19 protein-coding genes are annotated in these 19,746 nt (G+C 72.8%); 15 read left to right on the plus strand and 4 right to left on the minus strand.

All coding sequences use genetic code 11. The features are described from left to right. The first annotated feature begins 4 nt into the window (after positions 1–4). The 9 genes from ACZ6NC_RS11565 (at position 5) to ACZ6NC_RS11605 (ending at position 9,714) form a co-directional block, all read left to right on the plus strand. Positions 5–253: an acyl carrier protein gene (locus ACZ6NC_RS11565; protein ID WP_465731412.1), complete on the plus strand. Its 249-nt coding sequence runs from the start codon at positions 5–7 to the stop codon at positions 251–253. Positions 254–257: 4 nt separating this feature from the next. After that, positions 258–1,556, plus strand: coding sequence for a class-II aminoacyl-tRNA synthetase family protein (locus ACZ6NC_RS11570; RefSeq protein WP_465731414.1), 1,299 nt, complete (start codon positions 258–260; stop codon positions 1,554–1,556). Further along, positions 1,553–2,845: an ATP-grasp domain-containing protein gene (locus ACZ6NC_RS11575; protein ID WP_465731416.1), complete on the plus strand. Its 1,293-nt coding sequence runs from the start codon at positions 1,553–1,555 to the stop codon at positions 2,843–2,845. Before ACZ6NC_RS11570 ends, ACZ6NC_RS11575 begins: the two co-directional genes overlap by 4 nt. 79 nt (positions 2,846–2,924) lie before the next feature. Further along, the gene (locus tag ACZ6NC_RS11580; RefSeq protein ID WP_465731418.1) at positions 2,925–4,055 is read left to right on the plus strand and encodes an aldo/keto reductase family protein; all 1,131 of its coding nucleotides are present in this window, start codon (positions 2,925–2,927) and stop codon (positions 4,053–4,055) included. A gap of 322 nt (positions 4,056–4,377) precedes the next feature. Further along, positions 4,378–5,058 (plus strand): LmbU family transcriptional regulator, encoded by a 681-nt coding sequence (locus ACZ6NC_RS11585; protein WP_465731420.1) that lies wholly within the window; start codon positions 4,378–4,380, stop codon positions 5,056–5,058. Between the two features lie 190 nt (positions 5,059–5,248). Then, positions 5,249–6,298 carry a hypothetical protein gene (locus ACZ6NC_RS11590; RefSeq protein WP_465731422.1) on the plus strand — a complete coding sequence of 350 codons (1,050 nt, stop codon included), beginning with the start codon at positions 5,249–5,251 and terminating at the stop codon, positions 6,296–6,298. 30 nt (positions 6,299–6,328) lie between these two features. Further along, a complete protein-coding gene (locus ACZ6NC_RS11595) occupies positions 6,329–8,200 on the plus strand; it encodes a 1-deoxy-D-xylulose-5-phosphate synthase (RefSeq protein WP_465731424.1) in 1,872 nt (623 codons plus the stop codon). A 118-nt stretch (positions 8,201–8,318) separates the two neighbouring features. Further along, positions 8,319–9,359 carry a zinc-dependent dehydrogenase gene (locus tag ACZ6NC_RS11600; protein WP_465731426.1) on the plus strand — a complete coding sequence of 347 codons (1,041 nt, stop codon included), beginning with the start codon at positions 8,319–8,321 and terminating at the stop codon, positions 9,357–9,359. Positions 9,360–9,576: 217 nt separating this feature from the next. Then, complete coding sequence (locus ACZ6NC_RS11605; RefSeq protein WP_465731428.1) at positions 9,577–9,714, plus strand: hypothetical protein; 138 nt, start codon at positions 9,577–9,579, stop codon at positions 9,712–9,714. 59 nt (positions 9,715–9,773) lie between these two features. On the opposite strand, the gene ACZ6NC_RS11610 is transcribed toward ACZ6NC_RS11605, so the two are convergent. From ACZ6NC_RS11610 to ACZ6NC_RS11620, 3 genes are all read right to left on the minus strand, one after another. Continuing rightward, positions 9,774–10,526 (minus strand): siderophore-interacting protein, encoded by a 753-nt coding sequence (locus ACZ6NC_RS11610; protein ID WP_465731430.1) that lies wholly within the window; start codon positions 10,524–10,526, stop codon positions 9,774–9,776. A gap of 68 nt (positions 10,527–10,594) precedes the next feature. Further along, positions 10,595–11,296: a TetR/AcrR family transcriptional regulator gene (locus ACZ6NC_RS11615; RefSeq protein ID WP_465731432.1), complete on the minus strand. Its 702-nt coding sequence runs from the start codon at positions 11,294–11,296 to the stop codon at positions 10,595–10,597. 4 nt (positions 11,297–11,300) lie between these two features. Beyond that, a complete protein-coding gene (locus tag ACZ6NC_RS11620; protein WP_465731434.1) occupies positions 11,301–12,572 on the minus strand; it encodes an MFS transporter in 1,272 nt (423 codons plus the stop codon). A gap of 282 nt (positions 12,573–12,854) precedes the next feature. Here ACZ6NC_RS11620 and ACZ6NC_RS11625 point away from each other — a divergent pair, with 282 nt between their 5' ends. The 6 genes from ACZ6NC_RS11625 to ACZ6NC_RS11650 all read left to right on the plus strand — a co-directional run bounded on the left by ACZ6NC_RS11625 (position 12,855) and on the right by ACZ6NC_RS11650 (position 18,461). Next, on the plus strand, positions 12,855–13,625 hold the full coding sequence (locus ACZ6NC_RS11625; protein ID WP_465731734.1) for a 2,3-dihydro-2,3-dihydroxybenzoate dehydrogenase: 771 nt from the start codon (positions 12,855–12,857) through the stop codon (positions 13,623–13,625). 125 nt (positions 13,626–13,750) lie between these two features. Next, complete coding sequence (dhbC, locus tag ACZ6NC_RS11630; RefSeq protein ID WP_465731736.1) at positions 13,751–14,953, plus strand: isochorismate synthase DhbC; 1,203 nt, start codon at positions 13,751–13,753, stop codon at positions 14,951–14,953. Beyond that, positions 14,950–16,662, plus strand: coding sequence for a (2,3-dihydroxybenzoyl)adenylate synthase (locus ACZ6NC_RS11635; RefSeq protein WP_465731436.1), 1,713 nt, complete (start codon positions 14,950–14,952; stop codon positions 16,660–16,662). The genes dhbC and ACZ6NC_RS11635 overlap by 4 nt, the downstream gene beginning before the upstream one ends. 13 nt (positions 16,663–16,675) lie before the next feature. Then, the gene (locus ACZ6NC_RS11640) at positions 16,676–17,308 is read left to right on the plus strand and encodes an isochorismatase family protein (RefSeq protein ID WP_465731438.1); all 633 of its coding nucleotides are present in this window, start codon (positions 16,676–16,678) and stop codon (positions 17,306–17,308) included. A 5-nt stretch (positions 17,309–17,313) separates the two neighbouring features. After that, on the plus strand, positions 17,314–17,538 hold the full coding sequence (locus ACZ6NC_RS11645) for a phosphopantetheine-binding protein (protein WP_465731440.1): 225 nt from the start codon (positions 17,314–17,316) through the stop codon (positions 17,536–17,538). 155 nt (positions 17,539–17,693) lie between these two features. After that, positions 17,694–18,461 carry an AMP-binding protein gene (locus tag ACZ6NC_RS11650; RefSeq protein ID WP_465731442.1) on the plus strand — a complete coding sequence of 256 codons (768 nt, stop codon included), beginning with the start codon at positions 17,694–17,696 and terminating at the stop codon, positions 18,459–18,461. A 10-nt stretch (positions 18,462–18,471) separates the two neighbouring features. Here ACZ6NC_RS11650 and ACZ6NC_RS11655 read toward each other — a convergent pair whose 3' ends face one another. Beyond that, positions 18,472–19,629, minus strand: coding sequence for a M20 family metallopeptidase (locus ACZ6NC_RS11655; RefSeq protein WP_465731444.1), 1,158 nt, complete (start codon positions 19,627–19,629; stop codon positions 18,472–18,474). Positions 19,630–19,746: the final 117 nt, after the last annotated feature.

Genomic DNA, 19,746 nt, shown 5'->3' on the forward strand with positions numbered 1-19,746 from the left:
GCCGATGGACCACCAATGGATCCGTACGCTGTTCAGCGGGCTGTTGCCGGAGGAGACCGTCACCCTGGTCTGCGACCAGTACGACGCCTACCAGGACGCCCCGTTGACGCAGCTCGGACTCGAATCCATGGCCGTGATGGGGCTGGTGGTCAGGATGGAGACGGAGTTCGGCAAGGAGATCGACTACGAGGCCTTCCAGCTGTCGGACGTGTCGACGCTGGGCAGGGTCAAGGAATTCCTGGGAGTTGGCTGATCCGATGGACACGCTGAGGACCACCATCAAGGCGGCTGTCGGACAGCCGGCGGTGCGTGACACGCTCACCACACAGCTGCGTTTCTACTTTCCCCGGATCAGCGCGGTGGAGTTCGGCACGGACGAGCTGACGGTCGTGTCGGAGGGGGACGTGCCCCGGGAGAAGCTGGAGCGGTCCGTTCAGCTGATCCTGGAGCGGTTCCGGGCGATCCCCCGCGGCGTGCGGACCAGGACCCTGCTCGACTCCGGCGACCAGGCCTCCGTCGAGACCTGGCTCGCCGCCCGCCCCGCCCGGTTCCCCTCGGAGGTTCTGGGCAGCGCGGCGGCCGCCTTCGCCGAGGAGCTGCGCCGGGTGGCGCGGCGGCCGGGGCGCCGGGCGGTCACCGGCCGTGCCGCGGAGCTGCGTTCGGGCGTCAACGTGTACGGGCACGAGAGCGCGGCGCTGCTGGCGGCGCTCGACCGCTTCGCCAACCGCTGCATCGCCGAGGCGTACGACGCGGAGGAGCTGCTGATCCCCTCGCTGATCCCGAGCTCGGTCGTCGACCGGTCGGGATACTTCGAGACCGGCTGCCAGCACCTGAGCTTCGTGGCACCGGTGAGCAACGACCCCGACCTGTTCGAGGACTTCCTGCCGTTCTGGCGCGGGTCGGCCGAGAAGGGCGAACGGGGTGCGGACCGGCAGGTGCTCGACTACCTGAAGGCCCCGCGCGACCTCCTCAACCCCGCGGCCTGCCTGCACTGTTACCGGCTCCTGGAGGACCAGGTCTTCGCCGAGGACGAGGCCCTCGTGATGACGGTGGGCGGCTCCGTCTTCCGGGACGAGTCCGGAAACCTGAACAACCAGGAGCGGCTGTACGAGTTCCGGATGCGCGAGGGCGTCGTGGTCGGCGGGGCCGCGCCGGTGGCGCGGATGCACGGCGAACTGCTGGACCTGATGGCCATGACCGGGCTCCTGCTGGGTCTGGACTTCTCCCTGGAGACGGCCTCGGACATGTTCTTCAGCGACGGCGCCGGCGCGCAGCTGTTCGCGCAGCTCGTCTCCGACAGCAAGATCGAGCTGGCCGTCCGCTCGCACACCCTCGGCCGCAAGGTCGCCAGCGCCTCGCTCAACAAGCACGGCAGCCACTTCTCCGACGCCTTCCGGATCCGTGACGAGCGCGGCCTGGCCGCATCCACCCTGTGCATCGGCTTCGGCATCGACCGGCTGGCCTTCCTGCTCACCGAGCGCGGGGACACCGACCTGGCCGCGCTCGCCGACCGCGTCGCCGCGAACGCCGGGCGGATCACGGGGGAGCGGTCGTGAACCGGACCTTCGTCTGCGTGGAGACGACCGACTACTTCACCCGGGCGCTCCAGCCGGTGGCCGCGGCCGAGGGCGACCGGCTGCTGTTCGTCTCCGCCCGCGCCGAGCCGCCGGCCGGCATCCCCTCGCTCCGGCTCGACGTGCGCGACGACCCGGAGCGGGTGGCAGCGGCCATCGCGGCGGCCTGCGCCGGCGAGCCGGCCGTCGCCGCCTTCACCAACCAGGAGCCGTACGTCATCGCGACGGCGGCGGTGGCCGAGGCCCTCGGCGTGGGCCGGAACCCGGTCACGTCGGCGAGCGCGGCCCGCTCCAAGGCGCGGATGAAGGAGATCTGGCAGGCGGCCGGGGTCAGCACACCCCGCGGCACGTACTGCACCTCCCGTGCCGGGCTGGACCTCGCGAAGGTCGCGTACCCCGCGATCGTCAAACCCACGCACGGGTTCGCCAGCTGCGGCGTCCGGCGGGTCGAGTCCGAGGCCGAACTGCTGGAACAGGTCCGCAAGATCGCCCTGCTCAACGCCACCACCATGGCGCAGGAGGGCGTGCCGGGCGCCGGGTTCCTGGTCGAGCAGTGCCTCGAAGGACACGAGTACAGCGTCGACACCGTCTGGTTCGACGGTGAGCCGGCCGCGGACTTCCTGCTGGCGAACAACCCCGAACAGGTCTCCTTCGGACAGTACTTCCCCGACCGGCTCTACACGCTGGACCCGTCGATGCCGGAGGAGCTGCGCCGGGTCGTCATCGACCTGACGCACGACGCCGTCCGCGCCCTCGGCATCTCCCACGGCCCCACACACACCGAGGTCCGGTTCCACGACGGCACCCCCTACGTGCTGGAGGCGGCGGCCCGGCCCGGGGCCGGCGGGATCTTCTACGACCTCGCGCAGCGGGCCCGCGGCGCCGACCTCATGCGGGCGATGTACCTCAGCCTGGTCTGCGACGGCCGGGAGGAGTTCGACCGGCGGACCGAGCCGGCGCTCCGGCAGCCGGGGCCCTCGCGTCCGGAGGCGGCGGAAACCCTTGGGGACACCACCTACTTCTGGTACAACGTGCCCTACCGAGGATCGGGGATGATCCGCGCGATCGAGGGCCTGGACGAAGTGCGCGACCGTGACGACGTCCTGCTCTGCGTCTGCTTCAAGGAGCCGGGCCACCACCTCCACCCGGACGGTGACCTGATCTCGGACTACTTCTGCAACATCATGGGCCGCCACCGCGAGGTACCGGGCGGCCCCACCCTGGCGGAGCTCCTGAAGAGCTTCGAGGAAACGATAGAGATCGTCTACTGAGCTGCCCGCCCCGCTCCGCCCTGTTCACCTCCGGGCGGGGCGCAGCGGTGGAACGCACACCGGTCAGCTAGGAATCGGCATGGAATACCGTCAACTCGGCTGCAGCGGCCTGAAGGTCAGCGAGATCGCCTACGGAAACTGGCTCACCCACGGGTCGCAGATCGAGGAGGACAGCGCACGGGAGTGCATCTCCGCGGCTCTGGACGAGGGGATCACCACCTTCGACACCGCCGACGTCTACGCCCTCACCAAGGCCGAGGAAGTCCTGGGCAAGGCACTGGCCGGTGTGCGGCGCGAGTCCGTCGAGATCTGCACCAAGGTCTACTGGCCCACCGGGCCGGGCGCCAACGACCGCGGGCTCTCCCGCAAGCACATCATCGAATCGGCGAACGCCTCGCTGCGCCGCCTGGGCACCGACTACATCGACCTCTACCAGGCGCACCGCTACGACCACGAGATCCCCCTGGCCGAGACGCTGCGCGCGTTCGACGACCTGGTGCGGCAGGGCAAGGTCCTGTACATCGGGGTGTCGGAGTGGCGGGCCGAGGAGATCGCCGAGGCCATGAAGATCGCCGAGGATCTCGGCCTGGACCGGATCGTCTCCAACCAGCCGCAGTACAACATGATCTGGCGGGTGATCGAGACCGAGGTCGTCCCGATGAGCCGGCAGCACGGCGTCGGCCAGATGGTCTTCTCGCCCATCGCGCAGGGGGCGCTGACCGGCAAGTACCTGCCGGGGGCCGCCCCGCCGGCCGGCTCGCGGGCCACCGACGAGCACGGCGCCAACTTCATCAGGTACTTCCTGGCCGACGAGATCCTGGGGAAGGTCCAGCGCCTCAAGCCGGTCGCGCAGGAGGCCGGGCTGACGCTCGCCCAGCTCGCGGTGGCCTGGACGCTGCAGAACCCGGCGGTCTCCGCCGCCATCGTCGGAGCGTCGCGCCCCGGCCAGGTCAGGGAGAACGCCGCGGCGTCCGGGGTCCGCCTGGACGAGGCGACGATGCGGCAGATCGACGACATCCTGGCCGGGGAGATCATCACCGACCCGGCGTACACGCCCGCGTCCAGCACCTACAGCACGGTCGCGGCGCGGGCCGGCCTGGCGCAGCCGTACGACCAGTCCGCCGGCACCTACAGCTCGGCGGCGACCGTGGGTGCGGCGGGAGCAGGTCGTGCGGCGGGCGCGGCCCGGGCCGTCCCCACGGCAACGTGATTCACCGCTGAAAGGGTTCGCCAGCGTTGCGATCGCCCTCAATTCGGACATAGCCGCCGTTTTGTCCGGGGCCGGCCCCCGGAGTCTCGAACTCTTGACCCTCTGGGGTTGTCCTGCCATGATCAAGATGTCATTACGGGGAACGCAATTCAAACTTCAGGTGAACAGCGTATGATTACGGGGGAAACAGTGATCATGGTGCCTGCAGCAGCCTGACTTTTCTCCGCCGTCCGCGGGCCGTGCACGTCCCAGAATTCGCCGGCCGACTTCGCGCGGACGTCTATCGTCCTGCACATCGCGGGTTCCGCTGCGAGGAGAAAGCATGACAGTCGCTGTTGCCGCAGCCGCTGACGTGGCAAAGTCACAGAAACAGCTGGTGGAATTCGGGCCGGCGGCCGAGGCCGGCGCCATCTCGATTCCGCGGACCGGTCTCGATCTGCCGAACCGGCTGCCATACGAAAAATGGGTCCTCATGGGCCGCCTCCTGTCGACGGTATATGCGTCGTCCGCATGGTGTCTAGGCGATTGGCTCGTGCACGGCGAGACGGCCTACAACGGCCGTTACCGCGAGGCCGTCGAGACCTGTTCCTTGAATTACCAGACCCTGCGGAACTACGCCTGGGTTGCCCGGCGATTCCCGCTGTCCCGCCGGCGGGACGCGCTCAGCTTCGGCCATCACGCGGAGGTTGCCTCGCTGGCCGATCCCGAGCAGGATTACTGGCTGCGCAAGGCGGAGGATCACGGATGGTCGCGCAATCGCCTGCGCGCCGAGGTGCGGGCCAGCCTCAATGAGCGCGCGGGGGCCGCCGACGCGCCCGCGGACGAGGGCGGGCCGGGCGGCGCAACCGGAGAGGCCGGCCCGGTCCGGGACAGCGAGATCGACCTGCAACTGGAAATCACCGCCGACCGCGTCAAACTCTGGCGGGCCGCGGCCGAGCAGGCCAGCCTCAGCGTTTCCGACTGGGCTCTGCGTGCGCTCGACGAAGCGGCCCGGACGGTCTGACCGGCAGCGCGTCCCCGCCCTGTTGCGCATTTCTCCCCGACTGCCGGCCCGGAATGCCGAATGGAATCTCCGGCGCGTAGCGGCCGGTCCTCCTGCCGTGGTTGCCGGATTCCGTTCCGCGTTCCGTCCGCCGTTCTTTTCCGTTCCGACCGCCCTGGTGAATCCGCCGACCCACAGTGAAGGAGTGACGGTGACCGAGACGAATGACGTCGCCATGACCGCCTCGGAGCAGGCCCGCCGTGAGGTGCAGCTCGACCGGTCCCAGTACTACGTGTGCCACGAGCGGCACGTCTTCCACCGCTACTGCATCCTGCGCGACTCGCTCGCGTTCCCCCTGCTCTTCATGGACCGCTGCTACGACTGGCAGTTCGAGGTCACCGGGGACGTGCCGATCATCAGCCGCTACAACGGCTTCATGGAGCTGGTCTGCCGGGACTCCTGGAGCGAGCGCGACGTCCCCCGGGAGCAGCTGGCCAAGGAGATCCGGACCGCCGTCGAGGCCGGTTCGCACGTGGCCCTGCTGGTGTCCCTGGTGCACACCGACGGCACGCCGTACCTCACCGAGTGGCTCGTCGTGGACATCGACGACGAGGACACCGTCTACTACACGAAGACCAGCCCGGACCCGAACTTCCGGGCCGACCGCAAGCCCGTTCCGTTCGCCAAGCTGACCGAGAGCCTCGCCTACACGGAGGACGGTCTCGTCCCCGTCACCGAGATCCGGCCCTCGGCCGTCATCGACCGACTGGTCGGCCTCGCCCCGCTGGACGCGTTCCGCGCGGTGTTCGCCGAGTTCGGACTGCGCCTGTACGACGGACGGCTCAGCCGGTACGTCACCCCGGTGGTCGTCGGTGTGGACGGGATCGACCGGCTCATCGCCGACTGGGAGCGCCGGGCCGACGAGATCCTCGCCGCGGGCGCCGTCCTCTTCAACGACCAGTCCCGTCTGAACAAGCACGTCCAGAACCGGTTCCAGCCGGTCCAGCACTACCTGCACTACCTGCTCGGCGAGCCGACCATCAGCGCGGCCCTCGGCGAGGAGCTGTGCGGTGAGATCCGGGACCAGATCGGCCGGATGGACGCCGCGCTCGCCGACATCCTGAAGTTCAGCAGCCTGCTGGTGCAACTGCCCCGCAAGCAGAACTTCGACCTCTACCTCAAGTATCTGCGCCGGCTGCGCGACACGGTCGTGGACTACCAGCAGACGAATGTCCGGATCCAGCTGACGCTGCTGAAGTAGCGGTGTCTTCTCTCGTGAAAGGATTTCCTCGTGGCTGCGCCTGGCGGCAAGGGCAACGACACTGAATTCGCTACCGGATCCGATACCGAATTCGATCTGACCGGCCTCACCCCGGAGGCGGTCCGCAGTCTGGACACGGAGGGGTGCGAGCGCCTCGCCGCGCAGATCCGGAGCTTCCTGATCGCGGAGGTCAACCGGACCGGCGGGCATCTCGGGGGAAACCTCGGCGTGGTCGAGCTGACCATCGCCCTGCACCGGGTGTTCCGCTCCCCCGACGACCCGATCATCTTCGACATCGGCCACCAGGCCTACACCCACAAGATCCTGACGGGGCGTGCCGGCGGCTTCGCCGACTTCCGCCGGCGGACCGGGATGTCCGGATTCCCGTCACGCGCGGAATCCCCGCACGACGTGATGGAGAACAGTCACTCCTCCACCGGGCCGGCCTGGGGGCTCGGCATCACCCTGGCCCGTGGGACCAGGTCGGTGGTGGTCATCGGCGACGGTGCGCTGACCGGAGGCGTGGCGTACGAGGCCATCAACGCCATCGGCGTGCGCCGGCAGCCCGTGGTCATCGTCTACAACGACAACGGCAGGTCCTACGCGAGGACCATGAGCCGGCTGACCCTCGGTGAGCCCTGCGACACCGAGACCGGCGGACCGGACGACCAGCGCAACGTCGAACTCTTCTTCACCGCACTCGGGTTCAGCTACATCGGCGCGGTCGACGGCCACGACTTCGGCAAGCTGGAGGCGGCCCTCGCGGATGCGGCGGACACCGACGGACCCGTCGTGGTGCACGTGCGGACCCAGAAGGGGCTCGGCTGGTCCGAGGCCGAGGACGACGAGGTCATGCGGCTGCACCAGGTCGGCGGGACGGCCGCGGCCGGGAGCCCGTCCACGGCCGGGGAGCTCGCGCAGCTCCCGCTCGGCAGCCGGTCGTGGGGCGACGTGCTCGGTGGCACCCTGTGCGAGCTCGCCGAACAGGACCCCCGCGTCCACGTGATCACCGCGGCGATGCCGGACAGCCTCGGCCTGCTGGAGTTCCAGCGCCGCTTCCCCGAGCGCTACCACGACGTCGGGATCTGCGAACAGCTGGCGGTCGGCCTCGCCGCCGGGCTCGCGAGCCAGGGCTGCCGGCCCGTCTTCCCGGTCTTCGCCACCTTCCTCACCCGCGCACTCGACCAGGTCGTCAACGACGTCGCGCTGCACGGGCTCCCGGTCACCTTCGTGGTCGACCGGGGCGGGGTGACCGGCGGCGACGGCGCCTCGTCGCACGGCATCTACGACGTCGGGCTGCTCCGTACCGTCCCCGGCCTGGAGATCTACGCGCCCACCAGCGGCGCCCAGCTGACCGACCTGCTCCACTCGGCCGTCGCCCGCGAGAGCGGCCCGACGGTGGTCCGGTACGCGAAGTGGAAGCCCCTGCGGGACGAGCCCGACGGCGCCCGCACCAGCGCCCTGCTGCGCCGCCGCGGCAGCGATCTCTGCCTGCTGGCGCACGGGGCGATGGTGCAGACGGCGATGTCCGCGGCGAGCGAGCTGGAGCGCGAGCACGGCATCTCGTCCACGGTGTGGGAGGTCGTACGGCTGCGGCCGGCGGTCGGCGAGGTGTTCGCCGACGCGGTGGGGCACCGGGCGGTCATCACCGTCGAGGACCTGGCGGCGGGCTCCGGCCTCTACGCCGACCTGCTCACCCACCTCGCGGAGGCCGACCGTGCGGGCGCCCCCGGCGGGCGGCCCGGCACGGCGGAGATCGCGCTGCCGTCCGCGTTCCTGCCCCTGGGCCCCCGCGACGAGGTGCTCGCCGAGTTCGGGGTCAGCACCGCCGCGGTGGTGGACCGCGCCAAGGGCCTGCTCGGGCTCGGGGCCATGGCCGGCGCCGCACCCGGGGCGAGCTGACCCGGCGACCCCGGCGTCAGCCCGAGTCCCACCCGCGACCGCGGCGTCCGCCCGCGTCCCACCCGCACTCCCTGCCTCCGGGCACCTCGCACTGTTCCCCTACGAGAAAGTCAGCGAAGTGAAGGTTGCGCGCTTTTACGCTCCCGAGAAGATCCTGATCGAGGACTCGCCCGAGCCCGCGCCCGGTCCGGGCGAGGTGAAGCTCAGGGTCCGCAACACCTCGCTCTGCGGCACCGATCTGAAGATCTACCGGTACGGCAACCACCGGATCGACCCGCCGCGGGTGCTCGGCCACGAGATCGCCGGTGAGGTGGTCGAGCTGGGCCGCGGCGTCGAGGGCTGGGCGGTGGGCGACCGGGTCCAGGTGATCGGCGCCATCCCGTGCGGGCACTGCCACGAGTGCCGGCGCGGGCGGATGACGGTCTGCCCGAACTTCGAGGCGATGGGCTACCACTACGACGGCGGGTTCGCCGAGTACATGGTCGTCCCGGAGAAGGTCGTCGCCGTGGGCGGGGTGCACCGCATCCCGGACGGCGTGAGCTTCGCCGAGGCGTCCGTCGCGGAGCCGCTCGCCTGCGTGCTCAACGGGCAGGAGCTGATCGGGGTCGGCCCCGGGGACGACGTGGTGATCGTGGGCTCGGGGCCGATCGGCTGCCTGCACGCACGGCTCGCCCGCGCCAGGGGCGCCTCCCGGGTGTTCCTGGTCGAGCTCAACCGTGAGCGCCTGGCCCGCGCCGCCGAGCTGGTCGAGCCGGACGGGGTGATCTGCGCCGCGGACACGGACGTCGCCGACGAGGTGTTCCGGCTCACCGACGGGCTCGGCGCCGACGTCGTGATCACGGCCTCGGCCTCCGTTCCCGCCCAGGAGGAGGCCGTCCGGTACGCCGCGCGGCGAGGCAGGATCAGCCTCTTCGGCGGGCTGCCCCAGGGCGCTCCGATGACCGCGGTCGACGCCAACCTCGTGCACTACCGCGAGCTCATGATCATGGGCGCCAACTCCTCCGGCCCGGACCAGAACGCCCGTGCGCTGGAGCTGATCGCCGACGGCACCGTCCGGGTGGACGACCTGATCACCCACACGTTCTCCCTGGACGGGTTCGCCGATGCCCTGGAGGTCCTGGAGCGCGGGGCGGGGCTCAAGGTGACGATCGCGCCCTGACGGCCGGTCGCGCGAGTACCGGCCGGGGGCGTGGGTGCCCCCGGCCGGATTTCGTGTTCCGTGTGTGCGGAGTACGGCGCGGAGAGTGCCTCGGGCGGGGGTGACGGCCGGTCGGCAGTCTCGTCAAGTCCCCGTTCGGGAACAGTGGTTGAGAGCAGTACGCGCGGAGCCGCGCGCGCCGGTGGCCCGGTCGGGGCCGGAAGGGAGCGAGGTCGTCATGGTGTGGAACCGGATCCAGATACTGTTCGCCGTCACGGTGCGTTCGGTGCTGACCGTGCTGCTGTCGGCGGTGGATCTGCTCATCGCCTGTGTCCGGGCCGTGAGGCGGAGGGCTCGGCCGGCTGCGCGCCGGTGAGCCGGCCGGGTGAGCGAGCCGGCCGGGTGAGCGAGCCGGCTGGGTGGTGCGGGGTGCTCTCAGCCCTTGTGGTCGGCCTCGCCGCGCTTCCAGTAGCCCTTGGCGTGGACGCGGTCGCGGGGGAGCGACCAGTCGGTGAGGAGGTGGCGGCGGACGGTGGCGACGGCGCCGGCCTCACCGGCGAGCCAGGCGGTGGTGCCGGGCGGCAGGTCGGTGGCGAGGAGCGTCTCGGTGAGGAGGTGCCCCTTGGGGTGGGCGGACGAACGGGGGAGCCACGCCGCGGTGAGTCCGGCGCGGGCGGGCAGGGGCAGCGTGTCGGCCGGTCCGGCGATCTCGAAGTAGGCGGACACCCTCACCCCGGGCGGGAGTTGTTCGAGGACGGTGAGCGCGGCGGGCAGCGCGCTCTCGTCGGCGGCGAGAAGGACGTGGCCGGCGCCGTCGAAGGAAGGGCGGCGCCCGCGTGGGCCGGCGATCCGGGCGCGGTCGCCGGGGCGGGCGGCGGCGGCCCACCGGGCGAGGGGGCCGTTGCCGTGCAGGACGAGGTCGATGTCGACCTCGCGCTCGGCGGGGCGGTGGTGACGGATGGTGTAGGCGCGGGAGACTTTGAATTCCTGGGAGGCCTGGGAGTCCGGGGTCGCGGTGGTGGCCCGGGACGGGCTCTCGGGAACGGCCAACTTGACCCACTGGGTGGGGTGTTCGACGGCGAGGTCGGACAGGCCGGGGCCGGTGAAGGTGATCCTGGTGAGGGCGGAGGTCAGCGGGGTGACCGCCATGACCTCGACGTCGTAGGTCGGCCGGGGGCGTCGGAACATGATGACTCCAGAGTAGGGCCCGGAAGTGAACACGGGCCGGGTGACAGGGAGTTCGGGAGGTGCCGCGCTCAGCGCGGGAGGTGCTGGTCGAGCAGTGCGTCGACGAACGCGGTGTCGAGCGGGCGGCGCAGCACCAGAGCGCGGTGGTAGAGCGGGGCGAGGAGGGTGTCGAGCAGTACGGCGGCCTCGTCCTCGGAGCAGCCGAGTGCGGCGCCGGTGTGCGCGACATCGCGGGCGCGGAGCCCGTCGAGGAATCCGCCGTGCAGCAACTCCGCCGTACGGGCGTCGAGTTGGGCGTGCCCCAGGAGGGCCTGGAGGACGCGGCCGGCCGGTGCCTCGCCGAGGAAGGCAGCGAAGCGGTGGACGTAGGCGCGCAGGTCGTCGGGGCCCGAGGCCCCGGCGGAGTCGGCGGAGCCAGAGGAGTCGGCCGTCCGGTCGGACGGGGCTTCGGGCCAGGCGAGGGCGGGGCCGGCGTCGAGCACCAGGTTGTCGAAGAGGATGTCGACCTTGGACTTCCACCAGCGGTAGATCGTCTGTTTGGCGACGCCGGCCGCCGCGGCGATGCCCTCGATGGTGAGGCCCTCGAAGCCGTGCTCCACCAGGAGGTCATCGGCGGCGTTGAGCACCGCCAGGCGCGCGGCCTCGCTCCGGCGGCTGCTGCTGTTCGCGCTGCTGCTGCCGGTGGCGGTGCGGGGCTGGGCGGCGATGGTGCGGGGGTCCTCACGGGCGGGCCGGTGCGGGAGCCGGCCGGGGGTGCTGGTCGGGCTCATCCTCTCATGCCTCTTCCGGGCGGGCGGTCGACGGGAGAGGGCTCCGCGGCCGCCGGACCAGCCCGGCCGCGACGGCGACGGCCAGGGCGGCCACCAGCGCGCTGAACGTGACACCCGCCGTGCGCAGGTCGGTGGCCTGGATCAGGACGCCGACGCCGACCACCGGCACCGAGAGCATCGCGTACAGGATGGCGAAGAAGGTGGAGACCGCCTCGCCGCGCTGCTGCGGGGCGACCCCGTTGTTGATGGCGCCGAGGCCGGTGCCGACGGCGGTGCCCGTGGCGAGGCCGTTGACGCAGGCGCCGAGCAGCAGCGGTGGCAGGGACTCGGTGAGCAGCGCGGTGGCGATCAGCGCGGCGGCCAGCACCAGGCCGGCGCAGGCGGCGGGCAGCGCACGCGGCTTGGGCAGGACGCGGGCGAGCAACTGGCCGACGGCGGTGGCCGCGAAGGCCAGGCAGACCACCAGGCCGGTGAGCGCGTGGTGGTGGAGGTCCAGGACGGTGGCCAGGAAGAGGCCGCTGACCGCGGTCAGGACCCCGAGCACGGCGAACCCGGAACCGCCGGCGAGCGCGGCGCGTACGAAGGCGGGGCGGATGCCGGCCGGGATGCGCAGCGGCTGGAGGCGAGGGCGGAACCGGGCGGGGGTGCTTCGGGGGCGGTCGCCGGAGCCCGTCGGTGCGGCGCCGGGGGCGGCTTCCCGTGCCGTTGCGGGAACGGCGAGGAGCCCGGCCAGTGCGAGGGCGGTGAGGGCGAGCATCACCGTCCAGGGCAGGCGCAGCGGAGAGCCGGCCCACTCGGCGAGGGTGCCGGAGAGCAGGGTGCCGCCGGCCAGGCCGCCCATGTTGGCGGCCAGCGCGAGGGTCTGGGCGCGCAGCCGGCGCTCGGGCGGGGCGAGGTCGAGCAGGGCCGCGGTGGCGGCGCCGGTGACCAGGGCGGCGGCGAGGCCGGAGACCACCCGGGCGGTGAGCAGCCAGGGCAGCGAGTCCGCGACCTCGAAGAGGTCGGCGGCGGCCGCGGCGAGCAGCAGGGCGGCGGCGATGACGGGGCGGCGGCCGATCGCGTCGGAGAGCCGGCCGAGGGTCAGCAGGCCGGCGACGACGCCGGCGGCGTAGACGGCGAAGATCACCGTGACCATGAACGGCGAGAAGCCGAAGGCCTGTTGGTAGAGCGGGTAGAGCGGGGTCGGGACGGTGGTGCCGGCCATGGTGACCCAGAAGGCGAGTGCGACTGCGGCGCGGGCGAGTGGGCCGGCCGGGGTTTGCGGGGCGGATGGCATGGGGGTTCCTCAGGGGTCGCGGCGAGAGTGGACGCAACGGTGCGTCTCGGCTGGATCGGTTGGACGCTAACACTGGACGCAACGTTGCGTCCAGGTTGGATTTGGTCGACCCCCACCGTCCTCCCTCGGCTGCGGCCGGTCGCCCTTCCGTCAGTTGACGGTGTCGCAGATCGGCGCGACCACTCGGCGCATCCGAACAATTGTGTTAGGTTAGGCTTGCCTAATGTTGCTGGTCGGAGGGGATTTCCTGTGCTGCAGTCCGAACTGGTCGGTACCACTGCGATGGTCACCGGTGCCGGGCAGGGCATCGGCGCGGCCGTGACGCGCGCGCTCGTCGCCGCGGGCGCCGTCGTCGCGGCGGTCGACCGCAACCCGGGCCCGCTCGCCGCGCTCGCCCAGGAGTTCGCGCAGGGGGCGCCGGATGCCGGCGGCCCCGTCCGCCCGTACGTCCTGGACGTCACCGACGCCGCCGCCGTCGAGTCCACCGTCGAGACGATGGAACGTCAACTCGGCCCGATCGGCGTCCTGGTGAACGTCGCCGGAATCCTGCGCACCTCGCCCGCCGTCGAGCTGACCGACGAGGACTGGGCCGCCACCTTCGCGGTCAACACCACCGGGGTGTTCCACACCTGCCGGGCGGTCGGCCGGCGCATGGCGGAGCGCGGCACGGGGGCCGTCGTCACCGTCGGGTCCAACGCGGCCGGCGTGCCACGGGCCGGCATGGCCGCCTACGCGGCGTCCAAGGCGGCCGCCACCATGTTCACCCGCTGCCTCGGCCTGGAGCTCGCCCGCTCCGGCGTGCGCTGCAACATCGTCTCGCCCGGTTCCACCGACACCGAGATGCAGCGCGCCCTCTGGGGTAGCGACGCCGAGGCCGCCGAACAGCGCGTCATCGACGGCGATCCGGCCGGCTGGCGGGTGGGCATCCCGCTCGGCCGGATCGCCCAACCCGCCGACATCGCCGAGGCGGTGGCCTTCCTGGTCTCCGACCGGGCGCGGCACATCACCATGCACGACCTGTACGTGGACGGCGGCGCCACCCTGCGCGCCTGACCCCACGCGGCACCTCGAGGGCGGACGGGCCCACCCGCCGCCCCGAACCACACCACCCGCCGAAAGCACACCACCGCCGGCCGGCGCCACGAGCAGCGTCCGGCGGCCACTCGCAGACTGGGAGAATCCAGGTGACCACGGTGCACCACGCCCCCGCCGGGACGGATCACACCGTCATCGGCGCGGCCAGCGGGCTGCTGGGCCAGTACCGGGCCGCGCCCGACGAGGCGTTCTTCGCCTCACCGACCCGCACACTGCTCGCCGACGGCGTGCACTCCCGGGTGCCGCAGGACGCCCGCCCGCTGCCGGTCAGGGTCGCCGAGACGCTCGACCGGGCCCGCCGCGACGGGGTGGAACACCCGCTGGTGGTCGGTGCGGTGGCATTCGACCACGACAGCCGCGCCGAACTGGCCGTCCCCGCCCGGCTCCGCCGGTGCGGCGCGCTGCGCGACGACCCGCTGATCGCGCTGCCGGCCCCGGCCGCCGACCGGGTCGACTGGAACGTCCGCCCGATTCCCGAGCCCGAGGCCTACGGCGTCGGCGTCGCGGAGGCCGTCCGACGGCTCCGGGCAGGCGAGTTGAGCAAGGTCGTGCTCGCCCGCACCCTGGAGCTGAGCGCCGGACGCCCGCTCGACCTGCCCGCGATCCTCCAGCGGCTGGCCCGCCGCGACCCCGGCGGCTACACCTTCGCCGTCCCGGCCGGCGGCGGCCGCACGCTGATCGGCGCCAGCCCCGAACTGCTGCTCTCCCGCCACGGCACCGCCGTGCTGGCCAACCCGCTGGCCGGCTCCGTCCCGCGCAGCGCCGACCTCGGCGAGGACGTTCGCCGGGCCGCCGCGCTGCTGGAATCCCCGAAGGACCTGCACGAGCACGCCGTGGTCGTGGACGCCATCCGCGCGGCGCTGGCGCCGTACTGCCGGACCCTCGACGTGCCGGAGCGGCCGACCCTGGTCCGCACCGCCGCGATGTGGCACCTGGCCACCACCATCACCGCCGAACTGGCCGACCCGGCCGTCTCCGCGCTGGAGCTGGCCACCGCCCTGCACCCGACCCCGGCCGTCTGCGGCACGCCGACTCCCCTGGCGCGGCAGGCGATCGGCGACATCGAGCCGTTCGACCGCGGCCTCTACGCCGGCATGGTCGGCTGGGGCGACGCGGACGGCGACGGCGAGTGGGTGGTGACCCTGCGCTGCGCCGAGGCGGACGAGCGGACGCTGCGCGTGTACGCGGGGGCGGGCGTGGTCGCCGAGTCCCGCCCGGAGGCCGAACTGGCCGAGACCAGCGCCAAGTTCCGCACCTTCCTGGACGCCGCGGGGGTGCCCCGATGAGCCGCCCCGAGGATGCGATGGACGAGGTTCTGGCCGGATTCACCCCCTGTCCGGACGAGTTCGCCGAGCGCTACCGCGCCGCCGGGTACTGGCGCGGCGAGACCTTCGGCCGGATGCTGCGCGAGCGCGCCGCCGCCCACGGCGAGCGCGTCGCGATCGTGGACCCGTCCGGCGGCCGGGGTGCGGACGGTGCCCGCCGTTGGACGTACGCCGAACTCGACCGCCGCGCCGACCGGATGGCCGCCGGCCTGCTCGCCCGCGGCATCGGCCGGGGCGACCGCGTCGTGGTCCAACTCCCCAACGTGGCCGAGTTCTTCGAAGTGGTCTTCGGCCTCTTCCGGATCGGTGCGCTGCCGGTCTTCGCGCTGCCCGCCCACCGCTATACCGAGATCGGCTACTTCTGCTCCTTCACCGGCGCGGTCGGCTACGTCGTCCCCGCGGTCGAGGGCGGCTTCGACTACCGCGAACTGGCAAGCCGGGTCCGGGCCGAGAACCCGTCGCTGCGGCTGGTCCTGGTGGCCGGCGAGGAAGCGGGCGAGCATGTGCGGCTGGCCGACGTGCCGGCTGACGGAGCCGGACCGGAGGTCGAACCCCAGCCCGGGGACGTCGCGTTCCTCCAGCTCTCCGGCGGCAGCACCGGCGTGCCGAAGCTGATCCCGCGCACCCACGACGACTACATCTACTCGCTGCGCGGCTCGGTCGAGATCTGCGGCCAGGACGAGCGGAGTGTCTACCTCTGCGTGCTGCCCGCCGCGCACAACTTCCCGCTCAGCTCGCCGGGTTCGCTCGGCACGTTGTACGCGGGCGGCCGGGTGGTGCTCTGCCCGCAGCCGAGCCCCGAGACGGCGTTCCCGCTGATCGAGCGCGAGGGCGTGACCATCACCGGCCTGGTGCCGCCGCTGGCGCTGCTCTGGCTGGACGCCGCCGAGCGGCGCCGGGCGGCGGGGGAGGGCCCGGGGCCGGAGAGCCTGGAGGTGCTGCTGGTCGGCGGGGCCAAGTTCAGCGAGGAGGCCGCCCGCAGGGTCCGCCCGGTGCTGGGGTGCACGCTCCAGCAGGTGTTCGGCATGGCCGAGGGGCTGGTCAACTACACCCGGCTGGACGATCCGGAGGAGGTGATCGTCACCACCCAGGGCCGGCCGATCTCCCCGGACGACGAGGTCCGGGTGGTCGACGACCAGGACCGCGACCTGCCCGACGGCACCACCGGCCACCTGCTCACCCGCGGCCCGTACACCATTCGCGGCTACTGGAACGCGCCCGAGCACAACGCCGGCTCCTTCACCGAGGACGGCTTCTACCGCACCGGGGACCTCGTCCGGCGCACCGCCACCGGCCACCTGGTGGTCGAGGGGCGGGCCAAGGACCAGATCAACCGGGGCGGCGAGAAGGTCGCCGCCGAGGAGATCGAGAACCACCTGCTCGCCCACCCCGCCGTGCACGACGCGGCCGTCGTCTCGATGCCCGACCCCTACCTCGGCGAGCGGACCTGCGCCTATGTGGTGCTGCGCGACGACGCCCGCCGGCAGCCGCCGAAGTCGGTCGAGCTGAAGAGGTTCGTACGGCAGCGCGGACTGGCCGACTACAAGGTCCCGGACCGGGTCGAGTTCGTCGACGCCTTCCCCGCCACCGGGATCGGCAAGGTCAGCAAGAAGGACCTCCGCGCCGCCATCACGGCCACCCTCACCACTCCCGCGCCCTCCGAAAGTTAAGGAAGCACCCGCCGTGGGCCTGCCCCGCATCCCCTCCTATCCCATGCCCGCCGCCGGTGAGCTGCCCGCCAACCGGGTCTCCTGGACGGTCGACCCCTCGCGCGCCGTCCTGCTGGTGCACGACCTGCAGAACCACTTCCTGGACGCCTTCGACACCGCCGCCGCGCCGGTCACCGAACTCTTCGAGAACGTCGGCCGGTTGCGCAAGGAGGCCGAGCGGCTCGGCATCCCGGTCGTCTACTCGGCGCAGCCCGGCGGCCAGAGCCCCGAACAGCGCGGCCTCCAGCAGGACTTCTGGGGCCCGGGTATCCCGGACGACCCGCGCGCGGTGGCGGTCGCCGACGCGGTGGCCCCGGGCGAGCACGACACCGTGCTCACCAAGTGGAAGTACAGCGCCTTCGTCCGCACCGAGTTGGACGAGCTGCTGCGCGCGCAGGGCCGCGACCAGCTGGTGATCACCGGCGTGTACGCGCACATCGGGGTGCAGGCCACCGCCTGCGACGCGTGGATGCGCGACATCCAGGCCTTCGTGGTGGCCGACGCGGTCGCCGACTTCGGCCCGGACGAGCACCGCGCCGCTCTCGCCTGGGTGGCCGGCCGCTGCGGCCTGGTCACCACCACCGACGCCGTACTGGAGGGGAAGTGACGGGCATGGCCTTCACCGTGGAACGCATCCGGACCGAGGTCGCCGAGCTGCTCGGCGAGGACCCGGCGGACATCCCGCTGGACGAGAACCTGGCCGACTGGGGTCTGGACTCGGTGCGGCTGATGGCGCTGGCCGAGCGGTGGCGGGCGGAGGGGGCGGACGTCGCCTTTCTCCAGCTGGCCGAGCGGCCGGCCGTCGAGGCCTGGGCCGAACTGCTGGGCGCGTCCTGATGGACCCGGCCGACGTCCTGACGGGCCGCCCCGCCGCTGCGGCATGGCGGCCCGGCGGTCCGACGTGGTGGGTGGCTGCTGCGGCACCGGGGCCCGACGACCGGACGCCGTGGGCGGACGCCCCGCCGGGGCCGGGTCGGGAGGCGGGGCGGAGGGTGAAGCACCCGCCGACCACGGTGGTCGGGCCGATCGAGGCGCAGGCCGCGCGGACGCCCGGCGCGCCCGCGATGGTGCTGCCGGACGGCTCGCTGGTGACGTATGGCGAGCTGAACGCCGCCGCCAACCGCCTGTCGCGGCACCTGGCGGGCCTCGGCGCCCGCCCCGGCACGGTCGTCGGCCTGGCGCTCACCCGCCCGGCCGAGCTGGTCCCGGCGCTGCTGGCGGTGGCCAAGTCCGGTGCGGCGTTCCTGCCGCTGGACCCGGACGACGCGCCGGGCCGGCGGGCCTGGCTGCTGGCCGACGCCGGCCCGGTCTGTGTGCTGGGCGAGGGTGTGCCCGGTGCCGTCCGGCCCCAGGAGGCGGAGCTGGCCGCCGAGTTGGCCACCGACCCGCCCCGCGCACTGACTCCGCAGCACCCGCTCTGCCTGGCCTACGGCCCGGGCGGCCGCCCGGCGGGCCTCCCGGTGGCGCACGCCGAGGTGGACCGCCGGGTGCGCGAACTACAGGCCGTGTACGGTCTGGGGCCGGGTGACCGGGTGCTGCAACTGGGCTTGCCGCTCTGGGAGTTCCTCTGGCCGCTGCGGACCGGCGCCGCACTGGTGCTGACCGACCCGGACCGGCCCGCCGAGGTCGGCCGGGTGGTCCGGGAGCTGGGCGTCACCGCGTTGCGGGCGGCCCCGGGGGTGTTCGGCGGCCTGCTGCCGGAGCCGGATCCGGGGCCGGTGCACCTGAGGCCGGGGCACCTGATGCCGGGGCACGGCTGAGGGGCAGCCCTCACCGCCCGCCCCGCCCGGCGGCGAAGTCCGCCGCCGTCCACGCCATCGCGACCGCGCCGTCCAGCACGGCTCGGTCCGCCTCGGGCGAGACGGCGGCTTCGGCGAACGCGGCCTCGTGCGGGGCGCAGGCCCCGCCGGTGATGTCCAGCACCGGGTGGATGGCGGGCAGCACGTGCGAGACGTTGCCCATGTCCGTGCAGGCGAACGGCCCGCTCTCGACCGGTTCCGGCCGGCCGAGCGCGGCCGCGTTGGCCCGCCAGATCGCGAGCAGCCCGGCGTCGCTGCGGAAGTCCAGGTAGTCCGGCTCGGGCCGGGTGAGTTCGACCTCGCAGCCGGTGGCCAGCGCACCCGCCCGGAAGCAGGCCTCGACCCGCTCGCGCAGCGCTGCGAGGTCCTCCGCGGCCGAGGCGCGGATCTCGTACTCGGCGGTCGCGGTGTCCGGGATGAGGTTGGCGGCCGTCCCGGCGGCGGTGGTGATGCCGTGCACCCGCCACTGAGGGGGCAGTTGCTGGCGCAGCAGCCCGAGCGCGACCTGCGCGACGGTGAGCGCGTCGGCGGCGTTGCGGCCCTCGTGCGGGTTGAGGCTGGGGTGGGCGGCGCGGCCGGTGTAGCGGACGGAGAGGGTGCCGAGCGCGAAGGAGCGGAAGTCGGCGACCTCGACCGGGCAGGGGTGGACCATCATCGCGGCGTCCACGCCCGTGAAGGCGCCGCCGTCCAGCAGCAGCGCCTTTCCGGCGCCGCGCTCCTCGGCGGGCGCGCCGACCACCCGGACGGTGAGTCCGAGTTGGTCCGCGTAGGGGGCGAGGCCGAGTGCCGCGCCGAGGCCGGCGGCGGCGATCAGGTTGTGTCCGCAGGCGTGGCCGATGCCGGGCAGGGCGTCGTACTCGCAGACGACGGCGACGGTGACCGGCCCGGAGCCGAGGGTCGCGGTGAACGCGGTGGCGAGGCCGTGTGCGGGCGCGGTGACCGCGTAGCCGTGGGCGCGCAGCAGTTCGGCGCACCAGGCGGCGGCGCGGTGCTCCTCGAACGCGGTCTCGGGGTGGGCGTGGATGCGGCGGCTGAGCGCGAGCAGTTCGTCCCGGTGCGCGTGGACGCGGTCGCGGACCGCCGCCTTGAGGTCGTCGCGGGCGCCAGGGCTCGCGTTCAGGGGGGACATCGGCGCCTCCGGGGGCGTCAGGGCCCGTATTCGGGCGGGCTGTTGACCAGACAATATGCAGATAGCTTAGGCTAACCTAAGTAGGCGTTCCGTTCGCCGGACCCGAGGAGCTCTCAG

It is taken from the genome of Kitasatospora sp. NPDC041988, from assembly GCF_055588525.1.

Excerpts from the sequence above, each read along its gene's own strand:
- ACZ6NC_RS11645 (WP_465731440.1), top strand. The coding sequence starts at position 17,314 with ATGGCCTTCACCGTGGAACGCATCCGGACCGAGGTCGCCGAGCTGCTC.
- ACZ6NC_RS11580 (WP_465731418.1), top strand. The coding sequence starts at position 2,925 with ATGGAATACCGTCAACTCGGCTGCAGCGGCCTGAAGGTCAGCGAGATC.
- ACZ6NC_RS11615 (WP_465731432.1), bottom strand. The coding sequence starts at position 11,296 with ATGAGCCCGACCAGCACCCCCGGCCGGCTCCCGCACCGGCCCGCCCGT.
- ACZ6NC_RS11610 (WP_465731430.1), bottom strand. The coding sequence starts at position 10,526 with ATGTTCCGACGCCCCCGGCCGACCTACGACGTCGAGGTCATGGCGGTC.
- ACZ6NC_RS11585 (WP_465731420.1), top strand. The coding sequence starts at position 4,378 with ATGACAGTCGCTGTTGCCGCAGCCGCTGACGTGGCAAAGTCACAGAAA.
- ACZ6NC_RS11565 (WP_465731412.1), top strand. The coding sequence starts at position 5 with ATGGACCACCAATGGATCCGTACGCTGTTCAGCGGGCTGTTGCCGGAG.
- ACZ6NC_RS11620 (WP_465731434.1), bottom strand. The coding sequence starts at position 12,572 with ATGCCATCCGCCCCGCAAACCCCGGCCGGCCCACTCGCCCGCGCCGCA.
- ACZ6NC_RS11655 (WP_465731444.1), bottom strand. The coding sequence starts at position 19,629 with ATGTCCCCCCTGAACGCGAGCCCTGGCGCCCGCGACGACCTCAAGGCG.
- ACZ6NC_RS11625 (WP_465731734.1), top strand. The coding sequence starts at position 12,855 with ATGGTCACCGGTGCCGGGCAGGGCATCGGCGCGGCCGTGACGCGCGCG.
- ACZ6NC_RS11605 (WP_465731428.1), top strand. The coding sequence starts at position 9,577 with ATGGTGTGGAACCGGATCCAGATACTGTTCGCCGTCACGGTGCGTTCG.
- ACZ6NC_RS11635 (WP_465731436.1), top strand. The coding sequence starts at position 14,950 with ATGAGCCGCCCCGAGGATGCGATGGACGAGGTTCTGGCCGGATTCACC.
- ACZ6NC_RS11570 (WP_465731414.1), top strand. The coding sequence starts at position 258 with ATGGACACGCTGAGGACCACCATCAAGGCGGCTGTCGGACAGCCGGCG.